Annotated in this window: 12 protein-coding genes; 6 read left to right on the forward strand and 6 right to left on the reverse strand. The window is 52.4% G+C overall.

Annotation, left to right across the window (positions count from 1 at the left end; genetic code table 11):
- Window positions 1–308 precede the first annotated feature (308 nt).
- Together hemA and ccsA are read right to left on the reverse strand one after the other, a co-directional pair.
- A complete protein-coding gene (gene hemA, locus SH668x_RS17170; RefSeq protein ID WP_437186287.1) occupies window positions 309–1,595 on the reverse strand; it encodes a glutamyl-tRNA reductase in 1,287 nt (428 codons plus the stop codon).
- Window positions 1,592–2,455: a cytochrome c biogenesis protein CcsA gene (ccsA, locus tag SH668x_RS17175; RefSeq protein WP_437186288.1), complete on the reverse strand. Its 864-nt coding sequence runs from the start codon at window positions 2,453–2,455 to the stop codon at window positions 1,592–1,594. Before ccsA ends, hemA begins: the two co-directional genes overlap by 4 nt.
- Window positions 2,456–2,957: 502 nt before the next feature.
- On the opposite strand from ccsA, the gene SH668x_RS17180 reads away from it, so the two are divergent.
- The 4 genes from SH668x_RS17180 (at window position 2,958) to hpnH (ending at window position 10,085) form a co-directional block, all read left to right on the forward strand.
- Window positions 2,958–3,599: a hypothetical protein gene (locus SH668x_RS17180; protein WP_437186289.1), complete on the forward strand. Its 642-nt coding sequence runs from the start codon at window positions 2,958–2,960 to the stop codon at window positions 3,597–3,599.
- 248 nt (window positions 3,600–3,847) lie between these two features.
- Window positions 3,848–4,702 carry a KPN_02809 family neutral zinc metallopeptidase gene (ypfJ, locus tag SH668x_RS17185; RefSeq protein ID WP_437188579.1) on the forward strand — a complete coding sequence of 285 codons (855 nt, stop codon included), beginning with the start codon at window positions 3,848–3,850 and terminating at the stop codon, window positions 4,700–4,702.
- Window positions 4,703–5,381: 679 nt separating this feature from the next.
- Entirely contained in the window at window positions 5,382–8,663 is a 3,282-nt protein-coding gene (locus SH668x_RS17190; RefSeq protein WP_437186290.1) for a BamA/OMP85 family outer membrane protein, read from the forward strand.
- Between the two features lie 258 nt (window positions 8,664–8,921).
- Entirely contained in the window at window positions 8,922–10,085 is a 1,164-nt protein-coding gene (hpnH, locus tag SH668x_RS17195) for an adenosyl-hopene transferase HpnH (RefSeq protein ID WP_437186291.1), read from the forward strand.
- A gap of 150 nt (window positions 10,086–10,235) precedes the next feature.
- Here hpnH and SH668x_RS17200 read toward each other — a convergent pair whose 3' ends face one another.
- A complete protein-coding gene (locus SH668x_RS17200) occupies window positions 10,236–12,311 on the reverse strand; it encodes a thioredoxin domain-containing protein (protein WP_437186292.1) in 2,076 nt (691 codons plus the stop codon).
- Window positions 12,312–12,587: 276 nt separating this feature from the next.
- Here SH668x_RS17200 and SH668x_RS17205 point away from each other — a divergent pair, with 276 nt between their 5' ends.
- Window positions 12,588–14,207, forward strand: coding sequence for a serine/threonine protein kinase (locus tag SH668x_RS17205; RefSeq protein ID WP_437186293.1), 1,620 nt, complete (start codon window positions 12,588–12,590; stop codon window positions 14,205–14,207).
- 398 nt (window positions 14,208–14,605) lie between these two features.
- Here SH668x_RS17205 and SH668x_RS17210 read toward each other — a convergent pair whose 3' ends face one another.
- Complete coding sequence (locus SH668x_RS17210) at window positions 14,606–16,084, reverse strand: hypothetical protein (RefSeq protein ID WP_437186294.1); 1,479 nt, start codon at window positions 16,082–16,084, stop codon at window positions 14,606–14,608.
- A gap of 109 nt (window positions 16,085–16,193) precedes the next feature.
- The gene (locus SH668x_RS17215; protein WP_437186295.1) at window positions 16,194–16,676 is read right to left on the reverse strand and encodes a flavin reductase family protein; all 483 of its coding nucleotides are present in this window, start codon (window positions 16,674–16,676) and stop codon (window positions 16,194–16,196) included.
- A 555-nt stretch (window positions 16,677–17,231) separates the two neighbouring features.
- On the opposite strand from SH668x_RS17215, the gene SH668x_RS17220 reads away from it, so the two are divergent.
- On the forward strand, window positions 17,232–17,453 hold the full coding sequence (locus SH668x_RS17220; RefSeq protein WP_437186296.1) for a hypothetical protein: 222 nt from the start codon (window positions 17,232–17,234) through the stop codon (window positions 17,451–17,453).
- Window positions 17,454–17,606: 153 nt separating this feature from the next.
- Here the strand turns inward: SH668x_RS17220 and SH668x_RS17225 are convergent, their stop codons facing one another.
- Window positions 17,607–18,938: a sulfatase-like hydrolase/transferase gene (locus SH668x_RS17225; protein WP_437186297.1), complete on the reverse strand. Its 1,332-nt coding sequence runs from the start codon at window positions 18,936–18,938 to the stop codon at window positions 17,607–17,609.
- Window positions 18,939–19,083: the final 145 nt, after the last annotated feature.

Here is a 19,083-nt window from a genome sequence, read left to right on the forward strand (position 1 = left end):
GATTCAACCACTGAACGGACTGTATGAAGTGAGCAATTTCAGTTTACGCCGCGGGCAGGTGCGGTCAAGTTGATTTTCTATAATTACATGACAGGCCATGACTTTGAGGCCACAAAGCATCTCGACAGATTTGGAAATCGGGTCCAAATTTCAGGACGATTGCGACTCATGCAGGAAGAAATCGGAGACGTCGCTTGTGAATTCGAAGGTGCTCAACGCTGCTACATTCTGAAAAAGAAACTGAGCATTGCGTCGATGCAATCGCACCAATCGGAACAACTCCAATCTCACTCAGGCCACAAACAAACTCAGCCATCGTCACGAAGTTGGAAGAGTCGTTTAATTGCATCGATCATACCGTGTGGAGTTCCGGTCTTGGCTTCGTCCCGGAGAGTCTCCAGTGGCGGGTGCAACAACTTGTTGACGATCCGGGAGATTGCCTTTTCAATCGCCTGTCGTTCTCGTTCTTCGAGATCCGGGAGTTTCCGGAACAGGATTTCGAGTTCCTGGCGACTGATTTCATCCCAGTGGTCGCGCAATCGTTTCACCACTGGCCCAGTCGCCTTGTGGTAAACATCCTGCATGAAACGTGTCGTTTCCTCTTCGATAATGGAACGCGCCTTCAAAACCTCTTGGGCGCGCTTCTTCCGATTTCTCTCGCATGTTGCTTCGAGATCGTCGATGTCGTAAAGGAAGACACCGTCATCCATGTCTCCGATTCTCTTCTCGAAGTCCCGAGGGGCTCCCAAATCGAGAACAAAGAGAGGTTTCGGACCCGTTCGCTTTCTGATCTTGCGCATCATCTCAAGAGTCACAACAGGATCTGTAGCACCTGTTGTACTGACGATCACATCCGCCTGAATCAAACTCTGTTCCAGCTGATCCCAGCTTCGCGCGGTTCCAGAAAACTGCTCCGCAAGGAGTTCCGCACGCTCGAGATTGCGGTTGCAGACCAGAATCTGCTTCACCCCTTCGCCAGCTAGGTATGTGAGCGTTTCGGTCGCCATCTCTCCTGCACCGATGACGAGCACCGTTTTATCATCGAAACGGTCGAAGATACTCTTTCCAAAGTCCCCAACCGCAACGCTGGCGATCGACACCCTTCCAAGTGCCAGTTTGGTTTCGGTCCGCACGCGACTTGAAACGGTGAGTGCCCGCTGAAACAACGCGTTCGTCATCGGCCCATTTGCCTCGGAACGTGTCGATGTCTCATAGGCCTCTTTGATCTGATTGACGATTTGGCTCTCGCCGAGCACCATGCTGTCGATGCTGGACGCAACCTCGAACAGATGTCGAACCGCCTCTGGTCCCTGTCTTCCAAGCAAATCATCGAAGAAATCTTCCATCGGAAGGTGATGGAAGTCTGAAAAGAAGGCGGCCAACTGTGCCTGAGTCGGGGCGTCCGCTGGGTTTTCCTGAGCGGAATACACTTCGATCCGGTTACAGGTCGAAATCACGACATGTTCGGAGTTCGGAAACCGGTTTCTCAATTCGCCATACGCTCGCTCGAGCACATCCTGCGATGGAAATGCAAGTCGTTCTCTAACAGAGAGATCCGCTGTCTGGTGATTGCAGTAGACAACCTGGAGGTTCATGCAGTCGCTCCCTGTTGTTCAGACGAAACAGGATTCACTCCATGAATGGCATCTGTGGCTGTGAATTCCATCATCAGCATCGTGATGAGCATGAACAGGCAGGCGAGCAATGTTCGCCACGCGACGATGCGACCGGTCCGACGCCGTGACGAAACAAGCCATCCAAACAGGACAGCCATGGCAGCCCAGACAGCAGCATTCGCTGCGATCGAGATACTGAACAAGTCGACAGGATGATCTCCCATTTTGGTGAGATAAATCATCCAAAGCCCGGTGAGCATTCCCAATGTGAGGCAAGGAACCGCCATGACCACGAGCCACCAATTCATGCGGCTCAGGCGTTCCAGCGAAAACAGATGCAGTGCCGGAATCTCGACATTCTTCGACTTAAGGCGATGATGCTGAATGAGATACATAATACTCACCAGCAGCGACAGCAGCACTCCAAGCATTCCGAAAACGAGGAATGACGCGTGAATCATGGCCCAATTCCCCACCCCAGCAAGTCGGGGATTCGGGGTCGCTGTGACAAAATGCGATGCGATGACCAGGCAGAGAACGACGGGGAGTGCAAACACTCCCAGCGACAAGTTTTGGTTCCAAACCTGTATGCCCAAATACAATACGACAGCCAGCCAGGCTGAAACCAGCATCCAGTCGTGGGTCGATCCGAGCAATGGCGGGAGATCGTGCTGCCGACTTCGTGCGACGAGATAAGTGGTCTGAGCCACAAGTCCCGCGCTGGTAAATAGGATCGTCCCCCAGCGAAGAGCCAAACTCCGACGCAAGAACTGCGTACATTCCAACGCGAGAGCAACCGAATAGCTCGCGAGGAAACAGAGTAAGGTGACCTTATCCAAAACAGGATCCAATCCGGAATATGTCGCTGAAAGCCAACTGCAGGAAGAAAATCACTCGTCCCAAAAATCGCACAAACGACTTCTGAAAAATGACTTAAAGTCGATATTCACCAAACTGAGTGCAGTGACGTCGAAAGTCCTTTTTACATCCGCAAAGATTCGCCAAATTCAACGATTTGCGATTCGCAATGTAAATGGAAAAATTCCGGGACCGTTACGCACTGTTCCCCTATTTTTGCACGACTCCCTTCCAATGGAAAGTATCCGGCACAAGACCGATCAATTGATTCCAATCCCAACGCAGCATCGGCGTCCCACGTAAACGGTTTATTTCGCCTGAATTACCTCTTGAATACTTTAGTACTGTGGAATGCCAGACCGGTGAAATTCTGATCGGATTCGATCAATCGAGACGGGGGCGCGATTCGAAGAGTACATAGAGAGTTCATATTGTCACTGTGCTGAAGTCATTCAGGGCTGAAGTCAACCAGGGAGGGTTGAAATGTCGGAATCTGCCTCCGTCGTCGGGAAAAGTTTGACGGTGGGTCAATTAAACCTGCTCGCTAGTAAAGTCGGAGTTCATTCCGGAAAGTCGTTTATCGACGTCGGATGCGGCAACGGCGAGTGGTTACTCCCCTTCATTCAGGCTGGTAAAGCAGTTCAGGGAATGGACGAAAAAGGAGCGATCAGTGGCGCTCCAGGCCAGCACATCATCGTTGGGTCGCCGTCTGCAAATGTCCCTTGGGAACCGCATTCAATCGACACGATCCTCTTTCGTGGAACGAGTTTGCACCGAGCCGCCGAGTTCGGGCCGGAACTGATGATCGGGCTTGCGAACCTCGGTTCGTCATTGAAAGCCAAAGGACGACTGATCATCCCTGTCGTCGGAACGAGTACCAGTGAGGTTGAGGCAGAGCTGACTCGCTGGAAAAACCAACTCTCCGTCTTCCCGGGAACATTCCAAACGAAGACGCTGAAGCCCGGACTGAGCGCCTACCTGACACTGGCGTTTCTCTTTGGCCGGAGTCATCAGGTTTCAATCATCGATTTTCAGGTGAACAAGAATGCGATTTCGCGGCTGGAGTGGCATAAGCTCGCCCGCAATGCCGTCATGGCTCGCATGAATGCACCTGCAGTTGCGTAGTTTGATTGTCGTTTAGTGCAATCGAAACTCCCAAACACCTCGCACCAGACCTGCGAGGTGTTTTTTCATTGATGGTAAACGGAAAACACCTCGGAGCTTTTCGAGAAGAAATTCTCTGTTGATATGGAAGCACACCAATTGCAGATTCATATTATGAATCAAATCGAATGAAGTCTGCTTTGGTGATCCGACAGTGGCCAGTTGGATGCGGACCAACCGTTTAATCCTGCTAGCGAGGCAATGTCATGGTGCGATGGGAATCTGGACGCAGAAGTGACAACGTGGACGACCGCCGTTCAATGAAACCGCGAGGAATCGCATTGGGAGGTGGCGGAACAATTTTGATGGCGATCATGATCTACTTCTTCTCAGGAGGAGATCTGGGGCAGGTGTTGCGATTCTTCCTGCAAAATCAAGGAGGAGGAGCCCAACAGCAAGCAGCGGCCCCTGATCCGGAAGAAGACAAGATGGCAGACTTCGCAAAGGTCATCCTTGGCGACACGGAAGATGTCTGGACCCAACTCTTTCGACAAAACGGTCGCCGCTATACGCCCACGAAAATGGTTCTATATCGCGGGCAGGTCAGTTCCGGATGCGGGAACGCCTCTGCAGCGGCCGGTCCGTTCTATTGCCCTGCTGACCAGCAGGTTTACATCGACCTCTCGTTCTTTGATGAACTCGACCGCAGGTTTGGGGCCCCCGGCGAAATGGCGCGTGCTTACGTGATTGCACACGAAGTGGCTCATCATGTGCAGAATCTGATGGGAACAATGGATAAACGTCAGGAGCTTCTGCGATACATGGATGAGAAAGAATTCTCAGTCCGACTGGAACTTCAAGCAGATTTCCTGGCGGGAGTCTGGGCTCATCATGCCCACGACGAACGGAAGATTTTGGAACCGGGAGATATCGAATCTGCCTTGCAGGCTGCGACTGCAATCGGCGATGACGCACTCCAGAAACAATCACAAGGCTACGTCGTGAAAGAATCCTTCACACACGGTTCCTCCGCACAGCGAGTCCGCTGGTTCAAGAAAGGCTTCGAAACAGGGGATATCAACCAGGGAGATACATTCAGTGCCAGAAGTGTCGACGACCTCTGACAGTTGCTGAAACGGCACCGATCTCACTGACAACCTCAGTTCCACCAGAACCGCCAAGCTTCCCATCTTTCATTTCCATGAAAGGATGGGATTTTTTTTGGACTCAGTTGAACAGCAATTGCTGCGGCTCAGCACACTGAGTTTCAACAAAATTCCGTTGGATTACGTGACTCGGACAACCTGACGGTCATTGTCATTCTTCTAAACCTATTGGCGTAACAACACTTACCGGCTCACCCTGCCCCTTCATTGGTGCTCGATAACTCATCTTGTCCCATTCGCAATCTTCCGGTATTCCTCCCCTACATCGGAGGAAAAGCTCAAGTGACGACCGTGCTCACGTGCGTTACGACGAATTCCCCTCCTCCGCCAAAGTGGATTCTCTACGAATTCCGCAAAGCAAATCATGGGCAGGAAACCGTGATTTGATGTGCTGATTGACGCATTTCAAAAAAATTCGCCAAGCTCCAATCAAGTTAGACACCCACCTCAACGCAACTTCAAAGCCATTAAGCACTACGGTCGGAAGAAAAGTTAAGCAGACAGAAATCAAACTTCGGTTTCGATTTTCAGCCTCGTAAAATTCGTATTCGCATGGACGCGATGGTAATCAGGCAAGGTTTCATTCGATTGAAATCTCCCCCCTGCTTACGTCGATTATCAATCGAAAGCAAAGTCGATGAAGCGTGTCACGAATGACACTCGTCGAACAGAACAGCGATCAAATTGCTGGCGCAATGGAGTGACACTCTGTGCGTTCAGCGGGCTGTTGCTTTGCTTCGTACTGCCAACGCTGGCAGACGGTCCTCGACCATTTCCCGGTTCCGAATCCGAATCTAGCTCTCCCCCTGTTGCAGCAGAGGCCGAATGGGCCAAGCCCATCACCCGCAGTGCCCCAACGACTCTTCCGTCGGTGAGCACTCCTGCTCCAGAACCTGCAAGTAAGCCTGCCCCAGCGAAGACACGCCTTGATGACACCATTCAACCTGTCTCTGGAGTGAAAACAGCTGAAGGTCGAGCAACTCCGTCTGATATTGGACGGGCGACACTGTCTGCCTCCCCCGCCAACAGTGGCGTCTCACTCTCTGGAATTAACCCCAACGAAAAGGTGAAACAGGCAAGCTTCTCTCCTGAGAATCTGCTTGAGACACCACTGGAAGACGTGATCATCGAAGGGAACGAGACGATTCCGACTGCGCCTCTGTTGCAGAAAATCGAATCTCGCCCGCACCGCATTGCTTCCAACGCAGCGATTCAACGTGACGTCTCTCACCTGATGAATACCCGCTGGTTCTATTCTGTCCGCCCGAGTTTTCGTGAAGGGGCCAATGGTCCGATTCTCGTTTTCCAGGTGGTCGAAAAGCCAATGCTGAATAGCGTCAGCTTCAAAGGGAACAAGAAGATCAAGACAGGTGAGCTGGAAGCTCAGACCGGATTGCGCAAGGGAGCGGTGTATGATGTCGCTGCCAATCGGGAATCAGTCAATCGAATCAAGCAGTTGTACAAGGAAAAAGGGTTCCTGTTTGCAGAGGTCACTCTGGAAGCAGGAAACCAGAATGAAGAGCGCGACGTTGTGATCAGCATCGTCGAAGGCCCCAAGCCCAAGATTCGCCAGATCAAATTCGAAGGAAATGAGTTCTGTTCAGATGGAGTGCTGCAAACGAAAATCAGCTCTCGAACGCTGAAACTCTGGTTAATCCAAGGCGAATACGATCCTGACGTGATTCAGAACGATGTTCTGGCTCTCAAGCAGGAATATATGAGCCGTGGATTCTTCGACGTCGACGTCAAATCTGAAGAACGTCTTTCTGAAGATCGTGCCAAAGTGACTGTCGTCTACACGATTAACGAAGGACGTCGATACTCTGTCGACAAAGTCGAAGTGGTCGGAAATGAAGTGATCGGAAGAGACCTTCTTCTCAACGACCTGAAAATGACTACTGGAAAACCTTTCAATGAACGATTCCTGAAGGAAGACGTTCAGAAAATGACGGACCTGTACGATGCTCAGGGACGCTTGTTCGCCAAAGTGGTTCCAACTCCCCGCTTTCGACCGGGTGAAGAAGCTTTGATCGACCTCGTCTACGAGATCGATGAAGATGTACCTCGTTACATCGGGACGCTAAACGTTCATATCGCCGGCGATTACCCACACTCGAAAGAAGAGCTGGTACGCCAGCAGATGAATCGATTCCTGAAGCCAGGCCAACTGGCAAGTGCATCCGACCTGCGGATGGCAAAAGCACGTGTCGAGGGAAGTGGATTCTGGGACAAAGAAACACCCGTCGTTTTCGACATCGTCCCGAATAGTGGCGAAGACTATTGGATTAAGACGACAAATCGTGCTCAGGACAGCCGCCTCATTTCGCAGGATGATGCTGCTCTAAAGTCTCGTACTCCAGAAGAGATCTTCGACCACCTCGCTCCACCGATTCAGTTCATCGACGCCCCCAACGAGGCGGAAAATGCGCAGCTGGACGATTACAGCCCACAGTTGAATCCAGAGATCGGCGTGATTGATCAAGCAGTTGGCAAACCTCAGCTGGGAGTCGACTCTGAACCGCTGCCAGAAGTGTCGCGTCGTCAATTGCGCCGGCCAGAAGCCAACACCACACCACATGTTGGGAATGCCGCGAACGCCCCGGCTCCACTCACCGAGAATGCTCAAGCACCTGCAACGATCCGAGTTCCAGATTTCAAGGCGAACGAAACGGGGACAGAGCCTGCCGTTGCTCCCTCGGAATTCGTTTTCCGTGGTCAATCAATGGATGGACAGAATTTCCGATCACAGAGCCTGGATGCTTATGCACAACCAGTTCCGCAGAATTACCTCGAAGGCGTCTCTCCTCAAGGAAACCCATTCGGGGATGCATTGACGACCCCACCTCCGGGATTCGTTGATGTGAACGTGGATGTCGCTGAAGGACGAACAGGTCGACTCATGTTCGGTGTCGGGGTGAACTCTGACGCTGGTCTGGTCGGATCGTTGGTGTTGCAGGAAGACAACTTCGACATCATGCGTCCACCACGTAGTCTGGCTGACATCATCAATGGTCAGGCATGGCGCGGTGCGGGGCAGAGCTTCCGGATTGAAGCGGTGCCCGGTACTGAAGTCAGTCGGTACATGGCGAGCTGGAGTGATCCGTATTTCCTGCGCAGCGACTTTAGTCTCGGCGTGAACGGGTTCTACTACAACCGTTTTTATGAAGCCTGGACGGAAGAACGTCTCGGTGGTCGCGTCAACGTCGGCTACGTGCTCAACAAATATTGGTCAGCGTCGGCTTCAGTTCGTCTGGAGAACGTCGACATCAGCAACATTCCGACAATCGCTCCACCCCCACAACTGGCGGCAGTTAAGGGAAGTAATTTCCTGTCAACGGCGGGAGTGTCACTGCAGTATGATGCACGAGACAACTCATTCTTCCCAACTCGCGGAAACTACGCAAACTTCAATTACGAACAAGGATTCGGGGAATTCACATATCCTCGCTTCGAGGTCTCCGGCGGACAGTTCTTTACAACCTACGAACGTCCCGACGGATTTGGTAAACACGTGTTATCATTCACCGGTCAACTCGGCTTCACAGGCGAGAACACACCTGTTTTCGAGAAGTTCTTCGCAGGGGGCTATTCATCCTTCCGCGGTTTCTACTTCCGTGGCGTTTCTCCTGAAGTCAACGGAGTGAAAATCGGGGGAGACTTCCTCGCCCTCGGCTCTGCTGAATACATGATTCCGATTACAGCCAATGACAACATTCGAACCGTGGTTTTCACCGACTTCGGTACAGTTGAGCCAGATGTCAGCCTGGATCACTTCCGAATGAGTGCAGGTTTCGGCTTCCGTCTGACAATCCCTGCAATGGGTCCAGCCCCACTGGCGTTCGACTTCGCATGGCCAATCACAAGACAAGAAGAAGACAGACTGCGAGTCTTCAGCTTCTACGTCGGATTCAACCGATAGCAACGATCCGATCAGGGCGAGCCGCCCCAGTAGAGATTGAGTCGGCTACGTTCAATTGAAACTCGGCCTCCAATCAGTGCCAGTTCCCCCGTGAGGACGCTCGGTTGAAAGTTTTCATCAGCAGCTCGATGAACCTGCGCAGACAAGTTCCGCGAAAAGAACTTAGAATGCCGAAATCGTGACGAATGACCGTCACAAGGCGATTCATTTCGACGTCGCCTGACAGACGAATCGACTCAAGGATGGAGCTTGTCGCTGATGGGTGTTCCCATTTCTCAAATGTGGAGTGTGGCCTCCTACGTTATTCGACAGAAGCTCAACGGCCGAAAACGCTACCCTCTTGTGTTGATGCTGGAACCGCTGTTCCGCTGCAATCTCGCCTGTGCTGGATGTGGAAAAATCCAGTACCCCGGAAAGATTCTTAAGCAGAACCTGTCAGTTGCGGAATGTCTGAACGCTGTGGACGAGTGCGGTGCTCCCATCGTCTCCATCCCCGGTGGAGAGCCTCTCCTTCATCCAGAAATTGATCAGATTGTCGCGGGAATCGTCGAACGGAAGAAATTTGTGTACCTCTGCACGAACGCCATCCTGCTCGAGAAACATCTGCATCGCTTTAAGCCCTCAAAATATCTCTCGTTCTCCGTCCATCTCGATGGTCCCAAAGAAGAACATGATGCGGCAGTGTGTCGCGATGGAATTTACGACATCGCCATCAAAGCGATTGAGACAGCTATCAAAGCTGGGTTCCGAATTACGACGAACACCACAGTCTTCAACAACAGCGTCCCAGAACGTCTGCACGAGATGTTCGATACACTGATGGGAATGGGTGTTGAAGGGATGATGATTTCTCCGGGATACCAATACGAAAAAGCTCCCGATCAGGAACATTTTCTGGGACGCCGTGACTCCATCGAACTCTTCCGGAAGGTGCTCGGCAAGAAGAAGAGGTCCTGGGTATTCAACCAGTCTCCGCTGTTCCTGGAATTCCTGAAGGGGAACTGGCGGTTGGAGTGCACTCCCTGGGGGAATCCGACATTCAACCTATTCGGCTGGCAAAAGCCCTGTTACCTCCTGCAGGAAGGGTATGCCAACAGCTTTCAGGAATTGATGGCGACAACCGACTGGGATGCGTATGGGCGCGCCAGTGGGAACTCCAAATGCCAGGACTGCATGGTCCATTGTGGTTACGAACCATCAGCGGTTGACGCCACATTCGGCACCGCTTCAGGCCTGATTGAATCCGCCTTGCGAACCGTATTCGGTCCTAGCAAAAACAAAGAATTGCCGCAGGAAGGACTTCGTCCAGCAGCCCCCGCTCTTTCAGGACCACTGGTGTCGCTGCAATTGCCGAAGCGATCGGTTCACCCTGAAGTTGCGAACATGGAATCGTCTGAAGTAGAGACTGTTTCGCAGCGTTGACACCATGACACGCTGCTGTCTTGTCTCACTCCGACAGCGGCGTGCAGGTCCGAATTAATCAACCATTCAGACCTCGATTTTGCGATCGAGGTCTGAATTTATTTCGGGAGGCGTAGAACCCAACAACGCCTCCTGTCCGCCGGCGGAATCTCAGGAAACTGTGTCGAGCAGCGACTCCGCCTCAGCAATCGAATGGCATGGAAGCTGACAGAGTCCTTGCTCGCAGAGATAAAACGATGACCCCTGCGACGGTTCTTTTCCGTTCAACAGTTCTGCAGTCAGTGTCGACTGAGCCGAAGCTGACCATCTCAGATAAACTCGGTTGGGAATAAACCGCTGCCAGACAGCTGATGAAAACTCAGTGGCAAGGTGATCTCCGGAATCGCGCACAACAATTTCGTACGTCGGCCCGAGCAAAAAATCGAGGGCCAACAACGACTGCCCCCCTGCTCTCGGATGATCTACCAACATGGACGAGATGGAATTCAATGTCCGTGTCGCAGCATTGAGGTATCGCTCGTTCGACGTCAACTTTCCAAGCTTCGCCAACGCCGTCGCCATCATCCCATTCCCGGACGGCGTGGCATTGTCTTGTGAGTCTTTGGTTCGCGCGATCAGCTTTTCGTGATCATTCGCAGTGTAAAAGAATCCGCCCACATCCTGATCTTCGAATCGAGCGATCGCGTCATCTGCCAGCTGAACTGCGGCTTGCAGGAAGTCTTCGTCGCTCGTCACCTGGAAGAGTTCGACGAGACCATCGATCACACAGGCGTAGTCATCAAGAAATCCGTTAAATCTCGCAACGCCATCTTTCCATGAATGAAACAATCGGCCTGAGTCATCACGCATTTCGCTGAGCAGGAATCTCGCCCCGTGAACCGCTGCTGCCTGATATCGATCGTCGTTTAACACCGCAGAAGCCTGAGCCAGCGCTGCGACCATCATTCCGTTCCACCCCGAAAGAACCTTTTCATCGCGGCCGGGAGCGACTCTTCGGGATCGGGCGAGGAGCATCTTCTTTCGACTTCGGGCCAAAACGTCTTCGACCTCTTTCGGCTCCATCACCAATGCATTTGCCACATCATCGAGCGGGCGAGGAACATTGAGGATCGAATGCCCTTCCCAGTTGCCGCTGGCTGAAACATCGTAGTAGGCATCGAACACTTCAGCATCATCTTTGCCGAGGATGTTCGCGGTCTCAATGGCAGACCAGACGAAGAATTTTCCTTCTTCCCCTTCTGTGTCCGCATCCTGAGTGCTGAAAAAACCGCCCGCATCGGAAGTCATCTCTCGCAGCACGTAATCAAGCGTTTCACGAACGACCCGGGCATAAAACGGATCATGCGTGATCTGGTACATCTCAAGATAAACCGGGACCAGCAACGCATTGTCGTACAGCATCTTTTCAAAATGCGGTGCGAGCCAGATTGCATCGGTCGAATAACGGTGGAAGCCGCCTCCGAGATGGTCGTAAATTCCTCCATTCGCCATCTTCTTCAACGTCAGTTCAACGACCTTCAGAGCGTCATCGTCACCGAAACGTTTCCAACCACGTAACAACACACGAAGGTCCATCGGATGCGGGAACTTCGGAGCCCCTCCGAATCCCCCGTGTCGCCTGTCCGCAGAGTCTGTGAGCGCTTCCCCCCCCGCCTTGAGGGTCTCCTCGTTCAACTGGGTGGTCTCGAAAACGGGAGCAGCCATATTCTGAATCGCCCGGAGCAACTCGCTGGCGCTCGTGTTAATCTCCTCCCGCTTTGTCACCCAGTAATCATTGAGCTTTTGCAGAATATCGATGAATCCGGGCATCCCCATTCTGGACGTCGGGGGCCAGTACGTCCCCCCATAGAAGGGAGTCGCTTCCGGCGTCAAAAAGACGGACATCGGCCAGCCCCCTCGGCGGGTAATCAGCTGGACAGCGGACATATAGATCTGGTCGACATCAGGACGTTCTTCTCTGTCGACCTTGATTGAAACAAAATGCTCGTTGAGGAACTTCGCGATGCCAACGTTTTCAAAACTCTCCCGTTCCATCACGTGACACCAATGGCAGGCGCTGTAGCCGACCGACAAAAATATCGGTTTCCCCTCCCGTTTCGCCTTCTCAAACGCTTCTTCTCCCCACGGATACCAATCCACGGGGTTATAGGCATGTTGCAAAAGATATGGGCTTGTTTCCGCAATCAAGCGATTCGAAGGTTGGTTGGGTAACGGGGAACCTGCCATGATTGCAAACATCCGAAAATTGAGGCGATGAATTCTCTCTTGCTCATGGTACGTTTCCTGTATTGCAATGCCTATAGCGCGGGCGAGGTTCATGATTGAAGTGATGACATTTCGAATCACTCAATTCACACACCGGTCATGCTCGGTCTCCTGACCCTGGAAAAAGCGAAATCCATCGCTGATCCGATTGCGGCAAGTTCGGGAATTGACGAAACTGACGAAGTCGCTCGCATCGTTGTTCATTGTTCAGTGTCCCAGGTAACGAATTACCTCCCCATGAGTACAGATTCCCCAAAGCTCAGGAAAATTGGTCCTTTCCAATTGGAAAAGGAGTTGGGAGTCGGCGGAATGGGAATCGTTTACGCTGCGACGTATGAAAAGAACGGAATGAAATGCGCGGTGAAAGTCCTCGCGCCGGACATGTCTGGAAATGAAGCAGTAAATCAGCGGTTCATTCGCGAAACAGAAATTCTCAAAAAGCTGCAACATCCGAACATCATCAAGTATTTCGGTGCAGGGTCGAATCGCACGCAGCGATTCTTTGCGATGGAGATCATTGACGGCGGTTCTCTCGATAACGTGATCCGACAGGAAGGACGGCTCACAGTCGAACGAACGATGGACTTCGGGATGCAGATCGCCAAAGCGCTGGAACATTCCCACAATGCAGGGATTGTTCATCGCGACCTGAAACCGGCCAACCTGCTGATGACTCAGGATGGGGTACTGAAGCTCACCGACTTCGGGATCGCCCGAGATACGGAAGCGACTGCTCTGACTCAAGCGGGCAAAACGATGGGAACCATGAACTACATGGCGCCCGAGCAGATCAGCGGGAAATATCCCATCACGCGGCAAACAGATTTGTATGCGCTGGGCTGCGTCCTCTTCGAACTTCTGACCGGCCGAGTTCCATTTCAGTCTGACACGCAAGCAGAATTGCTGTTCAAACATCTGGATGAGAGTCCTCCCTCCGTTCGGGAATTTAATCAGACAGTCCCGATCGGGCTCACGAAACTGATCGACGAACTGCTCTCCAAAGAGCCCAGCGATCGCCCGTTTGATGCACTTGCAGTTCAGGTCCGACTCGAAGAAATCAAGAAGAAGCTGGACAAGCAGGAACTGAACAAACAGGCGACAATCGCCTCTGGTGGCGTGGTTGCGACTGCTGGCATTACGAAGAAAACGTCGACAGCCAAGAAGAAGAAAAAGAAGACCGAAGAAATCGGTCCGCCCGTTCCATTCTACGAACGGACCTGGTTCCTTGGGACGATTCTGGGTGTGCTTGTACTGGCAGTTGCCTACTACGTGACGGTTAGCCGTAGCGAAAAGACACTCTACGCCCAGGCCGAGAAATATATGTCGTCGACTACCCCCGCGACTTGGGTAGGAGCGGAACATACACTGAAAACGATGCTGGCGCGATACCCGGCGGGAGAACATGCAGTTCAGGGCCAGCATTGGCTCGATCAGATTGAAATGTTCCGAACCGAGAGCCGGATTGAAATGAACCTGAAGTTGGGCAAAGACGCTCAATCAGAACCAGAGCGCCTTTATCTGGCTGCCAATCAGTATGAGAAATTTGGCGATCGCATCACGGCCTTGGAGAAATACGATGCAATGCCTCAGGTGATCAGCAAAGACGAAGCTGCAAACCGGCCGTACCTGAATCTCGCCAAACGGCAGGCAGAAAAGATACGTGCTCAAGTCGGCGGCGAGACCGACCGTACCGTTTTCATTGAAAAAGCGTTGAATGATGCAGACCAACTCTATGCAGACGGCAAGAAATTGGCCGCGAGAGAGAAGTGGCAGGCAATCGTGAATCTCTATCGGGATAACGCTGAGTTTGAAAACTACACTCAGCAGGCTTCTTCCCGGTTGATCGAGACGAAGTAAACCGTTTACCACGTCATGCCATCCGTACAACCGCAGTTCCTAGCATCCTGTCCTAGCATCCTGCTGAGGTTCTCCTGAGAGTTTGACTTGCACCGAGGACCGCGGCCACTCAGGACCGCGGCATTGGATTGAAGGAGCAACACGATCTTTCTGCTCTACTACGCTCCTTAGAGCGGCTCTCACGAGAGTGTGGCGTTCCGGCGGCGATAAACGCAGCGTTGGATCGAGTTTTTGCCACCATTCGTCGCCACACACCCCTGAGACAAGGGCTACGTTGATCGATTTGCAATAGACCACACGATCCAATGGCGATCTGTCCAATGGATCAAAAATGCGAATCGACAACTCTCCGCGCGGGGACCACGTTTCCGTTTCTTATACACTCACTACTGCGAAGTTCACTCAACCAGTTCATTGAGTGTGTAATATGCCTGAGGATGCAGAAGTGGCAACCCTTCACGGGATCGGACCCCCTTTGCGATCATCTCGTGCACGTGACCTCGCTGTAGGCCGTCGACTTGCAAGCGCACGGTGTAGCCGTCGTCACTGACGGTCGCACCGGGAAGCTTGGGAGTCGTGAAATCGACTTCAGGACTTCCGTACGCACCCTGATAGATGTAGGTGTAGGTTTGCATCGTGATCGCATCACTCTGCTGAATGGATTCAGCATCCACTGGATGAGTAAACGTCAGGTCGAAACCATCCGATCTCAGCTTCATGCGTTTGATTTCAAAGGGAACGTTTCCATTCCAATCGACACGTTCTACAGAGAATTCTTTGTTTCCACGAGATCCCCATCCACGCGACGTTCCGCCGACGAAGAGTTTTCCATTGGGAGTCATTTCCATGCCAACAACCCCGGATGCAAACCCTTCCAGAAACGGAAAACATGCTCCCTGGTACACCCCTTTGATCATCTCCAGATCGACGCGCATCACAGTGCTGGCAGTCTGATCTCCAACAAAGAGTTGATTCTCGAACGGGCCAAATTTTCCTCCTGTGGTATCACAAACGACACCCGCTGCCGACTGCCCCATTTTTTGATAAGGAAAGAGAATGGCGGGTCGATCAAGTTCCGGAATCTTGTCCGCTTCGAGATGCAATCTACCGCCGGATTCGGGACGTCTCGGCTCTTTACCCATTGATGCTTCTGCAATTTTGTACCATTTGAATCCGTCTGGATTTCCCACAAATTTGCCGGGTCGCAGCGGTTTGAGCCCACAAGTCCCATTCCACGGACCTTGATTATCGACGTAGAAAATCTGACCGTTCGCATCAGCACCTTGCCCCCCGGGGGAGCGTACTCCGCTGGTGGTAGGAATCATCTCGCCGTTTTCATTCACCCGCACGCACCATCCGCGATACGGAACTTCGCTGGTGAATGACCCCGTCAGGCAGAGTGTGATCCAGAGATTCCCCTCTGCGTCGAATTTCGATCCAAATGCGTACTCGTGATAATCCCCGTTGATCTCCCAGTCGTCGCTCACGATCTCATACAGATCCGCGACGCCATCATCGTTCAGGTCCTTCAAGCGAGAGACATCAGAACGTTGAACGACGTAAAGCCAACCGTTGCGCTCATCCAGACCGAGAGGTTCGTGGAGGCCATGAGCAAAGCGAGTGAACTGGCTCGCTTTCAATTCTTTGGAAAACGGATCACTAATGATCCAGATTTCTCCTCGACGCGAAGCGACTGCGATCTTGCCGTTCGACAGGAGCTCGATCGCCCCGATCTCCAGAACAGCTCCTTCAGGAAGTTCACCACGAGTGATTGAGTAGTAGTCACTCTCTTTGGGCTGATCATTGGCGAACAGGGCATTGGTTGTCATCGCGAGCATGGTCAATGTCGTGAATACAATACAGATGCTGCTCCGCATAGGTGCCCCTCGCTATGGTGTTGCCTGGAGAGTTTGGCAACCAGACACATCACCAAACTTCGATTTCAAATCCTCTAGAAATCAAAGAGATTCTGCAAGGCTGCAACAATCAGTAATGAGAACCGTTTTTGCGAACATGGACCCATGGGCGTTCTTTCCCCAGTCGTGGGCCAGCACCAGCGTGATGAATCTCCACGAGAAACACTGAGTGATCGCCAGCATCGATGATGGCTTTCACTTCCCCTTCCAGCCAACCAACAGAGTCGGATAAAAGCGCAAGCCCGCTCGTTGAACGCTCGATCTCGAGACCTTCAAAGGCGGGCGCCCCGGGCTCGAACCCTTTGCCAAAATGTCCGAGAAGTTTTTTTTGCGAGTCGCTCAACAGGTTCAAACTGATTGAGACTCCCTCCTTCACCCATTCATGGAGGTAGCGAGACTTGTTCACCGCAACCGTGACAGCCGGGGGATCGAACGCTGCCTGTTGTACCCAACTCGCCAGCATTCCTGTCTCCAACCCCTCTTCAGAACGGGCGGTCAAAATTGACAGTCCGCTGGGAACCTGCCCAATGATAGAAGCGATCGTGTCGTTCATCAGTGTCATCTTTCATCTGCCATTGGATTGTCCGACTGTCGGCCGGAGCGTGAGTCGGAAATGAGTTCGCCCTCGCGGGGTCGATCAGCTCAGCGTTCGATCCAAACTGATCCTCACTTGCCCTACTTCACCAACTACGGGGCCTCAGCCGCTCACCGGAAATACGGTTCGCGAGGGAAGAACCCGAGATTCCCATCTTAACAACTTGCAGCCCTAGGCTCGCCCATCCACTCCCCCGGTTTTCACGCGGTGATTCCCCTAAATTTCCCACCGTGCAGCTGCCAGAACATTCCCACCATCCCGCACAACCACACCCCCTCTTGTTGCAAATGCGAAACAGAACGATCGAATTCCACAACATCGGACATTGGATGAAATAGAAATGATGAGAAGACTTTTACGATCAGGAAATCCTGACAAATAAAGGAATCTTTTGGTTTCATTGAGGAAACCTGTGAATTCGCGAACGATGGATTCGGTTAGATCACCGAATTCCATTGCGTTGATCATCTCCCTGTTTCAATGTCGCGGGCCACCCCGCAGGAGCGATGAGTTATGGAAAAGAAGACCACAAACCGTACCCGTGTCCGCAAGAGCGAACCGATTCCAACACCAGCCCGAATCGCCAAAGAACGCGTGTCGATTCAGGCGACTTGGACAACCCGCGAACGCCAACGCCGCCGGGTCGATCAGTCTCACAAGAAGGCTGACCCACGAATTCAGGCACAACTGCGCTTCATTAAATTCCTTTTGGAATACGAAGCAGCCTGTAACTAGCCCCTGCCCCTGGTGAGTGTGGCGGCGAACGCAAGCAGAAGTTCATTCAAACGCTGTGCTGATCGCCGCCGGAACGCCACTCTCTCGGGAGAGGCACTCGAGTCCGTCAGAGCCTTGGCCTCATCGCCGAGGCTCACCAAATCAACAGCGTCGTCATTGCTGGGTTGGTTGAAATTGCGGATCACTTGCGTCCTTCGGAAGGGCCGAGTTCCACTCTTCAACCGATTGCAGCATCCGTGCGACGACATCTGGATGTTCCTCAGCGACGTTTGTCGTTTCGCTGGAATCACTTTCCAGATCGAATAGTTGTTGTGTCGTTCCATCCAGATTCACGGTGAGCTTCCACTTCCCGGAGCGAATCGCCAAATCGGGATTGTCTTCCTTGTCGCTTCCCGGGCGATCGGGCGGACGACGCCACATTAATGGTTTTTCTCGGCTACGCGTTGCGTTCCCCAGCAACGTGGATGACAGGTCTTCACCGTCCAATGTCACCCCTTCTGGGGGGGCGGTTCCCGTGATTGCGTATAACGACCGATTCAGATCAATCGTCGATAGGATTGACGATTCATTGATCTTTCCCGCCATCTCTGGATTCGTGAGCCCTGCTCCCCAAACAACCAATGGGGACCGAATTCCTCCTTCGTACAGCCAACCTTTCGAACCGCGGAATGGATCCGAACGGCCCGCCCCCTGCTCGTGACCATTATCAGAACACAACAGTACGAGAGTATTTCGACTCAGCTTCTCGTTGTTTCGAATTCGGTCAAACAAGACAGCTAGCTGCGCGTCCATTGCTTTCAGGACTTTCAGATACATCGCTCGCTTTCCCTGAGCCCCTTCCTTTCGCAGTTCTTCCGGGGGGAAAAAGGGAGAATGCACATCGTCCGGCCAGAGATTGATGTAGAAGGGCTTTTCTTCAGCCTGTGCCTGGTCAATGAACTGAATGGCCTTTTTCACGAACACCGATGTAATTTTTGACCGATCCTCCCAATCAATCGGCCCCTGACCGAGATTGTCAGAACCGAGAGCGTGTTTCTGAGGCTCTTTCCCATCGTATGCATCCTTCAGCGGAAGAACGCGAGGGCCAAGTCCTTCAAAATTCGTGTAACTCTCATCGAATCCGTACGCTGAAATCAGCGGTGCCTCACCGACATCCCGCTGACCTCCCATGTGCCACTTCCCGAAGTGCCCTGTCCGATACCCCGAACGCTGAAGTTCTCTCGCCAGCACGGGAACAGCCGGGTCCAACCATTGCGCGACCCCGCGATCAGAGTTTGATTGACGATTATTCAGAAACGATGTGATCGAAAAACGCTGGGGATAACACCCGGTGGTCAGTGCCACTCGCGAGGGGGAACAAATCGGGGACGCGACGTAAAACTGATCGAACCGAATTCCTTCGGAAGCAATCCGATCGATATTCGGGCGTCTGATTTCGATTCCCGCCGAAACAGGATAGGTCCGAGCGTCCCATGTCGTCGACAAAAATGACGATCACATTGTGGCGAGCAACGATCTCATCGGCTCGTGCTTCCTGCAGAAAAGCGTTGCTCGCAAAGAAAACGGCCAAAAAAAGAACTGCAGATAAGTCCGCATGAACAACTGATCCTTTCAAGCAATCAGATTCACA

It is taken from the genome of Planctomicrobium mucosum (genome assembly GCF_051466335.1).
In the GTDB taxonomy this organism is placed as follows: Bacteria; Planctomycetota; Planctomycetia; order Planctomycetales; family Planctomycetaceae; genus Planctomicrobium.